Origin of the sequence: Parabacteroides sp. AF18-52, from assembly GCF_003479145.1 — a bacterium.
Taxonomy (GTDB): domain Bacteria; phylum Bacteroidota; class Bacteroidia; order Bacteroidales; family Tannerellaceae; genus Parabacteroides; species Parabacteroides faecis.
Window position 1 is genome coordinate 283390 of the sequence record NZ_QUGR01000006.1, and the last position, 13010, is coordinate 296399.

The following is a 13010-nucleotide window of genomic DNA, read 5'->3' on the forward strand; positions in this document are numbered from 1 at the left end:
ATATACTCCTATATTAAGATCTACACTCCCATTATTACTTTTAAGCGTGCTCTCAGGAGCAAATGTATCTGCGGCTAATGGCTCCAATTTAAAAGATGCGTCTGTGACGATTAGCCAGCAACAAAAGAAAATCACGGGTGTTGTGACGGATAAAACAGGAACCCCGATTATCGGTGCAAATGTGCTGGAACAAGGCACGACGAACGGAACCGTTACCGATGTAGACGGACGATTTTCTTTAGAAGTTTCTCATAATGCGACATTGCAAATTTCTTATCTCGGTTATAATACACAAAACATCGTAGTAGGTAATCAAACAACTTTTTCAGTAAAGCTATCGGAAGATTCAGAAGCGCTGGATGAAGTCGTTGTTGTGGCTTACGGTACTCAGAAAGCCCGTTCGGTAACCGGCTCTATGAGTAAATTGAATAATGAAGAACTGGAAGACATTCCTGTTCCGAATATCAGCCAGAAGATGCAGGGTAAATTCTCGGGTGTACAGATCACTCAGGCAAACGGTGAACCCGGCGGTGGTATGGCTATCCGTATCCGTGGCGCTGCTTCCGTGAATGGTGGTAACAGTCCTCTTGTAGTAGTAGATGGATTCCCGATCACTCCGAACGAAGGTACGGGACTGGAGTCGATAAGTCCTGAAGAAATTGAAAATATTACAATTCTTAAGGATGCTGCTTCTACCTCTTTGTATGGTTCCAGGGCTGCCAACGGTGTTATCTTGGTAACGACCAAAAGGGCGAAAGAAGGAAAAACAGATGTAGAGTTCAGTGCTTATTTCGGTGCAACACAAGTATCGAAAAGAGGACGTCCTGATGTGATGAATGCTCAGGAATTTGCTCAGTTCAAAAAAGAATATTACGAAGATCAGGCTAAGTATGAAGGCTATACCGGAGGAGTTCCTGAATGTTATCGGAATCCTTCTTCGTTACAGAATGGAACAGACTGGTATGATGTGCTTTTGCAGACTGCATTGACGCAGAATTATAACCTGAGTTTACAATCAGGAACCACAAAAGTGAAATCGGCTGTGAACCTAAACTACAACAAGCAGGATGGTGTTATTATCAATACCTATTCGGAACGCTTCTCGGCACGTGCTAATAATGTATATGAAGCTTCGGACCGTGTAACGTTTGGCTTGAATTTATCAGGTTCTTATATGAGCGGGCAGATTATCCCCGGATTGGGTGGCGGACGTTATATAATTGGTTCTGCCTTCTTGATGGATCCACAGTTGAAATATAAGAATGATGACGGAACATATCCGATATCTTATTCACAACCAGGTATGTTTGCCAATCCGAACTTCTATCTCGTGTTGAGTGAACGTGACGATCCTAAAAGGAAAATGAGAGGAACGCTTAACACCTATGCAGATGTCAAGATTATAGACGGATTGAAATATCGTATCAGTGCGAATGCCGATTTAGGATCGGATCAAACCGAATCGTGGGTGCCTTCTATTGCAAATGGTGCCATGTTCACTGCTCCTCCTCAACCGGCTGTCGGTTCTTATGGTACCAGTAAATATGTGAACTGGTTGATCGAAAATACGTTGACCTACAATAAGACATTTGCGGATAAGCATAATGTAGATCTTTTGCTCGGATATTCAACCCAGAAGACAACCTCAGAGAATGCAAAAATCAATGCATCAGATTTCCCTGATGATGAAGTGGGGTGGTTCAATGTTGCCACGACAAAAACAGGTGAAGGTGACAGAAGTTCATGGGCAATGATCTCTTATCTGGCACGTGCCAATTATGATTATATGGGTAAATACTTACTGTCTGTATCTTTCCGTCGGGATGGTTGTTCTCGTTTTGGTATGAATGCGAAGTGGGCTAATTTCCCCTCTGTTTCTGCAGGTTGGATTGCTTCGGATGAAAGCTTCATGGAGAGATTCGATAGGTTGAGCTATTTGAAATTACGTGGAAGTTATGGTATCGTAGGTAATTATAATATCGGTAACTATAATCATTTGGCTACGATCGGAACTTACAACTATGTCTTCAATAACGGAATTTCTGCCGGACGTGGAACAAGTGGTATCGGTAATGCGGACCTTACCTGGGAAACAACCAAACAGCTCGACTTCGGTGTAGATTTAGGATTATTCAATGACCGTGTATTCTTGGTTTATGACTACTATTGGAAGAAAACGGATGGTTTGTTGTATCAGATTGATATTCCTTATTCTTCCGGATTCGAAAACATCCAATCCAATATTGGTGAATTCAGATTCTGGGGACATGAAGTTGGCTTGGAAACGAAGAATATGACAGGCAAGTTTAAATGGAATACCAGCTTGAATTTGACATTTAATCGTAATAAAGCAATGAAGCTGGGTACGAACAATACGCCGATTGGCGGTAATAATAATCAGGAAGATTACAACCGTACGGAAGTCGGTAAACCGTTAGGTCTGTTCTACGGCTACGTCTATGATGGCGTTTTCATGACTCAGGAAGAATATGAAGCCGGACCTAAACATGCCTCTTCTATGGTCGGTACTGTCCGTATGAAAGATTTGGATGGAAATGGTATTATCGATAACAATGACCGTACTTTCATTGGGGATCCGAATCCGGATTGTATTTTCGGTATGACGAATACTTTCTCATGGAAAGATTTTGACGCGAGCGTTGTATTTACCGGTTCATTAGGCGGAGACATTATAGACGGAACTTATGAATGGACGGAAAATATAGACGGTGTATTCAATGTTCGTAAGGAAGTTGCAGAACGTTGGCGCTCAGAAGATAATCCAGGTAACGGTAATATTCCGAGAACAAGAACAGGTACGACGGAATTATTCCGATATACCAATTCTCGTTGGGTATTCAAGAATAATTACATAACATTGAAGAATATCACGTTAGGATATACGATTCCGATGAAATCAAATCCTTATATCAAGGGAATACGTGTTTATGGAAGTGCTCAAAACCTGTTTACTGTAGGTTCTTATCCGGGAATGAATCCGGAAGTAAATAAGAATACAAGCGGATTATATCAGGGAGTGGATCATACAACATATCCTGTTGCCAGAATTTATACAATTGGCTTGAATGTTAAATTTTAAAGAGCATTAGAATATGAAAAAGTTAAATATATATATTTTTGCGGCAAGTGTGTTGTCTCTTTCTTCTTGCAGTGACTCTTTCCTGAATCTGACTCCTGAGACAACTATTACGACGGAAACGTTCTATAAGACTGCAGATCATTTCGAGCAAGCTACGGTTGCTTCGTATACAGGTTTGAGAAATATCGCCTTGAGTGGTATATTTATGGATGAGATGCGTTCGGATAATACATTCTATACCTACTATAGCGGTGATAGAGGTCCTTATAACTCGACTGAAAAACTAGCTTTGTTTTTAGATGACGAAACTGTCGGTTGGAGTCCGGACCGTTATAAAGGCGTTTATTCTAGTATTGCCAAGGTAAATACGATTTTGGGTAGACTGGATGCTTCCGAATTGACGGAAGAAGAGAAGAAAACGGTAAAAGCAGAAGCTTTGTTCCTGAGAGCCTTCTATTATTTCGATTTGGTACAGCATTGGGGTGGTGTTCCTCTTATGTTGCAAGAGGTAACTACCGAAGCAGAAGCTTTTGCTGCTAAATCTCCGGCAGAAGATGTTTATAAACAAGTGCTTACCGATGTATCGGAAGCGATTTCTTTGGGATTGCCGGTAGCAAGCACTTTCCCGCAGAGTGGCCGGGCAACGATGGGAGCTGCTAAAATGCTGCGTGCTTATTGTTATATGTCACAGCCTACTCGTGATTACAAAGCTGCTGAACAGGATTTGAAAGATATCACACAGATGAATTACGGTCTTTTGGACAGTTATGAAGCTGTATTTAATCCTGCCAATAAGAACTCGAAAGAATCTATTTTTGAAATACAGTACATCGAAGATGGCTCTAATGCAGGCGTACATAATGATATTCCTTGGCGTTTGATTCCGAAATGTAGTAATAATGACTTCCTGATGGGTATCACCTTTTCGAACTATGCAGGTACAAGCGGTGGCTGGTGTGTTCCTACGGAAGAGATGATCCAGTCTTATGAACCGGGTGACAAGCGTTTGGATGCTTCCATTGCTGTAGCAGAAGGTAAGACTGATGACGCTGAACAGTTTACTTGCGAAGAAGTCAAGACGGTATCGGATTTTACTCCGACAACTGGTAAAAATTTCTACTACTTCATCCGGAAGTATTATCACCCTCCTTATCAGTATGCTGGGCGTGCAGGAGATAACTTCCCGGTTTACCGGTATGCAGGTGCTTTGTTGTTACTGGCAGAAAACTTGGTAGAGCAGAATCGAAATGCAGAGGCTTTACCTTATGTTAATGAGGTAAGAACCCGCGCCGGATTGGAGCCGCTGACCAGCGTTACTGCAGAGGATGTAGCTGATGAGATGCGTCATGAGCTGGCCTTTGAAAACCATCGTTGGACAGATCTGATTCGTACAGGTAAAGCGATAGAAACAATGACCGCGTTCGGAAAGACGATGAAGGCGAAGTATCAGTGGATTCTTCCTTCCGCATTTGAGGTAACGGAAAACCGTTTGGTATTCGCTTTCCCGTTAAGAGAAAGACAGATCAATTATTTGCTGGAACAGAATCCGGGATATTGATAAATAGATAATAGCAAGGAGATTGTTACAAAGAACGATCTCCTTGCTTTGTTCATATTTTTAAAGAAAAATACCATGAAACATACTGGATTAAAGTCTATCTTCTTTTTACTGGTCATATTTCTCTGCTGCAATTCGGTTGTAGGTCAGCGAGCAGGCGATCTTAGTGACTTGTTTGTCTCACCGCCGGATCATGCAAAGCCAAGAGTCTATTGGTGGTGGCTCTATAATCGTGTAAATGAAGGCTCTATTACCCGTGACCTGGAAGAGTTTAAAGCAAAAGGGATCAGTGGTGTCAATCTGATATGTACGGGTGGATATGCCGGGGAAGGGGCTTTATTAGGTGTTGAATGGCTGAGTCCTGAGTGGCGTGCTCTTTATCGGCATGCTATCCGGGAAGCTAAACGTTTGAATATTGAAATAGGATTTAACCTGGCGGGAGGCTGGACCATGATGGGGCCTTGGGTTACACCGGATAAAGCGATGAAGAAAGTAGTTCAAAGTGAACAGATCGTTACCGGGCCTGTAACCTTTTCCAAAGAATTTCCTCAACCTGAAACTGTCGATAATTATTACCATGATGTATGGGTTCAGGCATTTAAAATAGAACGCCAAACAAAAACAGTACATCCGGAAACTGCTATAGATATCACGGACTGTATAAATTCTGACGGGAGATTGCATTGGGATGTTCCGGAAGGCGACTGGCTCATTTTACGGACAGGATATACATTGACAGGTCATCCCTGGAGCAAATGGTATGCATATCCTAAAGGCGATACGTTCGAAGGAGGAGACGGATATGAAATAGATTATTTGAGTACGGTTGCTTTGGATGATCATTTTGATCATTTAGGTAAGTTAGTTATTGAAGAGACCCGACAGGCCGGCGGTAAATTGGCTTATTTGTGGTCGGATAGCTGGGAATGCGGAAAACTGACATGGACTCAGGATTTCCCGGAGCAATTCCGGCGTTTCCGAGGATATGATTTAAAGCCATATATGGCTATATTAGCGGGATATACAGTGAATGATTCTGTCTTTTCGGCTCGTTTTCGGGATGATTTTGACAGAACGATACAGGATTGTGTCGCAGAAAACTTTTATGGACATTTCTATGAATTATGCCATGAGAATGGCATGGATGTAGGTAATGAGGCGGGAGGACCGAATGATACGCCTCCTCAGGATGCACTAAAAAATTTGGGGCGTTGTGATATTCCGGCCGGCGAATTTTGGGTACATTACAAATTACCTGAAGACGGAATGAATTCGCGTAAAAGCGCAAGACTTAATTTGAAACAAACAGCTTCGGCTGCACATATATATGGCCGGCGTGAAGCGCAGGCGGAAGCTTTCACACAGATGGAACAGGACCGTACGCATTGGTCTCTGGGTCCCTACGATTTAAAACCCTATGCGAATGATGCTTTTTGTGAAGGCATAAACCGCTTTATGTTACATCAGGCAACCTGCCAGCCTCCGGAAGATGGGAAACCCGGATATGAATTTTGTGCCGGTCAGCATTTTACTCCTAATATAACCTGGTGGGAACAGTCTTCAGCCTTTTTTTCTTATTTGTCTCGTTGCCAGTCTTTATTGCAGGAGGGTAAGTTTGTGGCCGATGTCTGTTTCTTTTTGGGCGAACGACCGCCGACGCTGGTCCCGCCTAAATATGTTGTGCCGACTCTCGGGGTAGGCTATGACTGTGATTATACGAATGCAGAAGTACTACTGACACGTATGTCCGTCGAAGATGGAAGGATCGTATTACCTGATGGTATGAGTTATCGTCTTTTATATCTTCAGAATTGTGTTTCTCCTGTGGAAGAGATATGTGAGGCAGTAGGGCATTATCAACAGTTGAAGGTTTTATCCGATCCTTCGGATGCCATGTCTCTGCCAGTAATCAAGAAACTTCGGCAATTGATCAGGGATGGGGCTACTGTAGTTGGGGCACCTCCTAAAAGGTCGGCAGAACTGAACGGGTATCCGGATTGTGACACAGAGGTACGGAAGATTGCCGCAGAAATTTGGGGTGACCTGGATGGGAAAACTCGTACGGAACGGAAGTTTGGTAAAGGACGTATCATCTGGGGGAAGACAGCACGTGAAGTTTTGCTAGCGGATGGAATACAACCTGATTTTTCTTATGCGGGTCAGACACGTGAGCCTGAAAAGTTCGATTATATCCATCGGGTGGATGGACAGTCCGAGATTTATTTTGTGATTAATCGTACAGGAAGGACCGAAGTCGGAGACTTTTCCTTTCGAGTTACCGGAAAACAACCGGAGATATGGGATCCGGTAACGGGTGAGATGAAAGAGGCGGGTTCTTTTGAGCAGAAGGGCGGACTTACCGGTTTGTCGTTGGAGTTGGCGCCGTATGGCTCTTGTTTTATTGTATTCCACAAATCTATCTCTAAGAACAGTTCCGGCAAAGGAGTTCCTAATTTCTTGAAATATGAGAAGGTCAAAGAGTTAAGCGACTCATGGCAGGTTTTATTTGACAAAGACTGGGGTGGTCCCGGTGAAGTACATTTTGATAAGCTTTCTAACTGGATCGATAGCCCCGAAGAAGGGATTAAGTATTATTCGGGTAAAGCAACTTATCGGAAAGTATTTGACATGGGGAATGTGCAGAAAAAGCTTTCTCACGCAGGTGAAAGGCTTGTCCTCGATTTGGGCGATGTTAAGCATGTGGCGTCTGTTCGTTTGAATGGTAAAGAGCTGGGTGTTTTGTGGTGCTCTCCCTGGCGCGTCGATATTACGGATTGTATAAAGGATACAGGAAATGTTCTGGAGATTGATATAGTCAATTTATGGGCGAATCGGGTGATTGGAGACTGGAAATTGCCGGTAGAGAAACGTTTTACAAAAACACATGATGTTTTCCGTTTCGATATGCTGAGGGGAAGTACCCCGCTGACTGACGCAGGTTTACTCGGTCCGGTTAATATATTGCGGGGATTATAGTGTGAATAGTTTTTCATTTGTTTACTTTTATAGTCCTTTTATGAAAAGATAAATAAGCTGTTGATATTTGTTTCATCCGGATAAAATTGTTTTGTAGTATGGCAATTCATAAGGTATTATTTATAACACTTTTATTTTTCGTAGGTATGTCTTCCTTTGCAAAGGAAGACCGGAATGGAGCTTTGGATCTGTCTCCTGCGAAATGGATTTGGTATCCGGCCGGCCGGACGCTGCAAAACACTTTTATTTTATTCCGGAAAGATGTCATACTGAAAGAAAAGCCGTTGAAAGCGAATGGATGGATACTGGCGGATAGCAGATATCGTTTGTTTGTGAACGGGAAAAGAGTGCAATGGGGGCCTGCTCCGTCTGATCCCCGCTGGCAGGAAGCCGATCCGCTGGATCTGGCGGGATATTTGGTCGAAGGTAAAAATACAATAGCCGTCGAAGTCTGTTATTTTGGAACCGGTGATGGAACTTCTCCGATGGGAAAGCCCGGATTTATCCTGAATCTGGATATCGATGGGCAAAAAATACTGACGGATGACTCGTGGTTCAGCTATTTATCCCGCAGTTGGCAGCCCGGAAAATACAAACGATGGTTTCTGCGCTCTTTACAAGAGACTTTTGATGCCCGACTGTATCCGTATGGATGGGATACGCCTGACTTTATCCAGAATGCGGACTGGGTAAAAGCATTGGTTGTGAGTGATGACGGATGTCATCCGTCTGTCTGTAACGGAGTCTCAGAATATGTCTGGGAGATATCCGGGGATAAAAACGTATCAGAGATCCGCCGGAGGAGTATTCCTTTGATGCGGGAATATTCGGTGGCCTGGCCCAAACTGGAAGAATCCATGTGGATTCATTGGAAGAGACCGGCGGAAGATTATTTTGATATGTTGGTCAGTGATGCTTTCGATGTTATACATCAGCCGGTTGTCAGACAGTCCGGAGACGAGTGGCTGGTGGAGCCGAATGGAAACAATGCGGCTGCGCTGACCTTTTCTTTTAGTGAACAAGGCGTCGGGTGGCCTTATTTTACTATTGACGCTCCGGAAGGAACTGTGGTGGAATTGTTGGTGCATGAAGCACATCGGATCGGAGGTCCTGCTATTATAAATTCTCATTTTAACTCCTGGACCCGGTTTGTTTGTAAAGAAGGGGTTAATACCTTTGAAACATTTGATTTCGAGAGTTTCAGATGGCTTCAGTTACATATTCGTAACTTTAATCGTCCGGTCAGGATATCTTCGGTCGGTATGCGCCGTAGAATATATCCCTGGCATAAAGAACCAGATATATTCATAGCAGACGATACTATTCAAAAGGTGGTCGATGCTGCAGTAAATACATTATATAATTGTGCCCAGGAAACACTGGTCGATGGAATGGCGCGGGAAAGGCAACAATACAGCGGAGATGGTAGTCATCAGTTACATGCTGTTTTTCAGACGATGGGAGATTGTTCGCTTCCTTTCCGGTATATAAATACATTCAGCCAGGGATCTTCCATAGACGGATACTTTATGGATAGTTGGCCTGCCTGGGATCGGTTGGCACGTACGATGGAACGACAGATGCAACTGACCGGTTGGGGCCCTATTCTGGATCATAGTATCGGATTTTGTTTCGATGCTTATCATTATTACATGTATACCGGTGATTTAAAGGGATTGGAAGAAGTCTATCCGAGACTTCTTAAGTTTTTTGTTTTTCTCTGTTCGCTGACGAATGAAGAGGAGCAATTGGTACCGGCAGAGAACTTAGGAATGTGTTCGGTTTACATCGATCATGAGGCATATAAAAAGAACCGTCATAAACAATTGGCGTTAAATCTTTATATTACAGCAATGTGCAGGAATGCTTTGGCTCCTTTGTGCCGTTTGTTTGGAGATAAGGAAGAAGCTGACAGGATTGAAGCTTATGGCAATAGGATACTTCAGGGATGTATCCGTAAGTTTTGGGATGAGGAACGGAAAGTTTATGTGAATAATCTACCCTGGATAAAGGAAGAAGGAGAGATACGTTATTGTGACCGTTCTTTGTCTACGGCATTGGTCTATGATTTGTGTCCGGGTAATTCTGTAGATAAGTCATTGGAAATATTGGAACAGACTCCTGCAGAGTTGGGTATATCATACCCGTGTAATGCCGTGTGGCGTCTGTGGGCATTGGTTAAATACAGGAAGATTGAATCCGTTCTGTCTGACTTGAGAACGAAATGGGGACGAATGAGCTCTGTTTGGGAAAATAACACATTACAGGAGTTTTGGACTGCTTATCCGGATGAAGGCTCTCAGTGGAGTCATTGCGCCATGCATCCTTTGATCGCTCTCAGTCAGGGGATAGCCGGTATTTGCCCGATAGAGGGAGGATCTGGTAAAATAAAAATAGAGCCGCAGCCCGGTAGCCTGGAGAAAGTAGATTTTGATGTATACACAGCAAAAGGGGCAGTACATTTTTATTCGCAGGGAAAGAAAGGAATACGGACCCTTCGGTTGAGGATCCCGGATACAGTGTCTGTCGAATTATGGCTGGATGCACGGGAAGAAATCAAGCTACCGTTCTTACGGACTGAGAAAAATGGAATCAAAGTATATAAGATGGAAGGTCAGGAAAAATACGAACTTCATTTGAAATATACTTGATACGTATCTTTGCATGACAAAGAATAATTTGTTAACTAAATTCATTAGGAGATGAAAAAGGATAAGATTATTAGGGGGATGGTTATGGCGTTTCTATGTTCTGTAAACATCTGTGGACTAAAGGCGCAGGAGAAAGCCGAAGAGTGTGTGCCTGCGGATTTGAAGTGCGAGCATCTGATTGCTCCGTTAGGTATCGACCGCCAGGCTCCGCGTTTTTCGTGGCATCTGGAAGATAGCAGGGACGGAGCCGTTCAAACTGCCTACAGGATCACTGTAGGAAAAGATTCTGTCGCTTTGTCCAAAGGAAAGAAGATCCTGTGGCAGGAGAAAAAAGCAGACGGGAAAACGATGGCAGGTTATAAGGGGAAAGCCCTGGAGCCTTTTACGAAATATTATTGGAGTGTTACTGTTTGGGATAAAGACAAGCGGGAATCCCGGAAAGTAATTTCTTCTTTTGAAACAGGTATGTTGACGCCTTCAAACTGGAAGGGAACATTTATTTCAGATGGACAGGATATAGAGTCCCGTGAGACTCCCTATTTCCGGAAAGCTATTCGATTAGACAAGAACATCCAATCGGCAAGGGCGTACATAGTGGCAGCCGGATTATATGAACTATCCATTAACGGGCAGAAGGTCGGTGACCATTTTTTAGATCCGGCTTTTACCGATTATGACAAGCGGTTATTGTATGTTACGTATGATGTCACCGATCTTTTGAGTAAAGGAGATAATGCTGTGGGGGTAATTCTCGGAAATGGCTGGTATAACCATCAGCCGGTTGCTGAATGGTCCTTTGATAAAGCTCCATGGCGTAAGCGTCCTTCTTTCTGCCTGAATTTGCATATAACATATACGGATGGGACAAAAGAGATTCTGGCATCCGATGAAAGTTTCAAGGTGAAAGGTGGTCCCATTACATTCAATGCTATCTATGTGGCGGAAAATTATGATTTCAGAAAGGAGTTACCGGGTTGGAATACCGTATCTTATGACGATTCATCCTGGAAGAATGCAACGGAAGTCGCTATCCCCTGCACGAATATAACCTCTCAGGCGATGCATCCGATCCGTATCACGGAATATTGCAAACCGGTCGACCTGAAGAAAATAAGCGATACACTCTATCTATGTGATTTCGGGCAGAACTGGTCAGGCATTACGAAGTTCACAGCGAAAGGCATACCCGGCACAAAGGTGAAAGTACGTCATGGAGAACAACTGGATTCCCGTAGAAAACGATTATTCGACGATAATAACACCCAGTTTTATCAAAATGTAAATGAGCCGTTGAAGTATGGCGTTCATCCGGAAGACGAGCTGTTCCAGACGGATGTATTGATATTGGATGGCAATACGAATGAATATATGCCCCGTTTTAATTATAAAGGGTTCCAATATGCAGAGATATCTTCGGATAAGCCTTTGCATCTGTCGACAGAAAATCTTACTTCTTATTTTATACACACGGATACTCCGGTAAACGGCTCTTTTGAGTGTTCCGATGCGTTTGTCAACAGATTATTGAAAGCGACCAACTACTCGTATCTGTCGAATCTGGTCGGATATCCGACAGATTGCCCTCACCGGGAAAAGAACGGTTGGACAGGCGATGCCCATCTGGCGATTGAAACAGGACTATATAGCTTTGACGGGATTACATTGTATGAAAAATGGATGGATGACCATCGGGATAATATGTATGACGGAGGACGGTTGCGCTGTATTATACCTTCCGGTGGTTGGGGTGGTGACATTGCCGACTGGACATGCTCAATGACCATTATTCCCTGGGCTTTGTATGAGTTTTATGGTGACCCGACCTGCCTGAAGGATAATTATGAAGCCATGAAAATGCATACGGATTACTGGTTGAAAAAGTATCCGGAAGGACTGATCAGTGATTATTGCTTGGGAGATTGGGTGCCTCACAAATCTGTCTCAGATAAGAAATTGACAGCTTCGATTTATCATTATAAAAATGCGGATATCGTTTCCCGTACTGCCAAACTGTTCGGTTTTGAGAAGGATTATGAGTATTATAAGGCAGCGGCAGAGAAAATAAAGAATGCGATCAATGAGAAGTTCCTGAATAGGGAAACCGGTATTTATGCCAACGGCTATCAGACGGAGCTTAGTATGCCTTTATATTGGGGGATAGTCCCGGAAGACTGTAAAGAAAAGGTTGCAGAACAGTTGACCAAACGGGTAAAAGCGGACAAAGATCATTTGGATGTGGGTATTATGGGATGTAAAACGATCCTTAATGCATTGACGGAGACGGGAAATGTAGAACAGGCTTACCGTATGGTAACCCAGCAGGATTATCCTTCATGGGGAAACTGGTTACGTCAGGGGGCGACAACCCTTTACGAGAATTGGGATTATAACGGCCTGGCCTGGGGATATTCGCAGAATCATATCATGTATGGTGAAATTGGAGCATGGTTCTATAAGGCATTGGCGGGGATTAATGTCGATCCGCAGAACCCTGGTTTTAAGAATGTGATCCTGAAGCCTCATTTTGTAGAAGAACTGACCTATGTAAAAGCTTCTTATAATTCTCCTTACGGGTTGATAAAATCAGCCTGGGAAAGAGTGGGTGATAAAGTTATTTATAAAGTAACTGTGCCTCCCGGTACAACGGCTACATTACATCTGGAAGGAGAGAATACTCCTAAAGAATTGATTGCAGGTACTTATAAGTTTGAGGTAAATAAATAAT

Annotated in this window: 5 protein-coding genes; all 5 read left to right on the forward strand. The window is 43.3% G+C overall.

The window, feature by feature from the left end; genetic code table 11:
• Positions 1–3100, forward strand: a 3100-nt coding sequence (locus DWX23_RS12590) for a TonB-dependent receptor (protein WP_233587597.1), incomplete at its 5' end; no start/stop codon positions are given.
• Positions 3101–3113: 13 nt separating this feature from the next.
• Entirely contained in the window at positions 3114–4658 is a 1545-nt protein-coding gene (locus DWX23_RS12595; protein WP_122374749.1) for a RagB/SusD family nutrient uptake outer membrane protein, read from the forward strand.
• Between the two features lie 75 nt (positions 4659–4733).
• Positions 4734–7634, forward strand: coding sequence for a glycosyl hydrolase (locus DWX23_RS12600; protein WP_122374750.1), 2901 nt, complete (start codon positions 4734–4736; stop codon positions 7632–7634).
• A gap of 98 nt (positions 7635–7732) precedes the next feature.
• The gene (locus DWX23_RS12605; RefSeq protein ID WP_122374751.1) at positions 7733–10285 is read left to right on the forward strand and encodes a family 78 glycoside hydrolase catalytic domain; all 2553 of its coding nucleotides are present in this window, start codon (positions 7733–7735) and stop codon (positions 10283–10285) included.
• 51 nt (positions 10286–10336) lie between these two features.
• Positions 10337–13009, forward strand: coding sequence for a glycoside hydrolase family 78 protein (locus DWX23_RS12610; RefSeq protein ID WP_122374752.1), 2673 nt, complete (start codon positions 10337–10339; stop codon positions 13007–13009).
• The last annotated feature ends 1 nt before the right edge of the window (position 13010 follow it).

What these genes read in the sequence shown, in the direction of transcription:
- DWX23_RS12595 (WP_122374749.1), top strand. Translation starts at nt 3,114, where the DNA reads ATGAAAAAGTTAAATATATATATTTTTGCGGCAAGTGTGTTGTCTCTT.
- DWX23_RS12600 (WP_122374750.1), top strand. Translation starts at nt 4,734, where the DNA reads ATGAAACATACTGGATTAAAGTCTATCTTCTTTTTACTGGTCATATTT.
- DWX23_RS12605 (WP_122374751.1), top strand. Translation starts at nt 7,733, where the DNA reads ATGGCAATTCATAAGGTATTATTTATAACACTTTTATTTTTCGTAGGT.
- DWX23_RS12610 (WP_122374752.1), top strand. Translation starts at nt 10,337, where the DNA reads ATGAAAAAGGATAAGATTATTAGGGGGATGGTTATGGCGTTTCTATGT.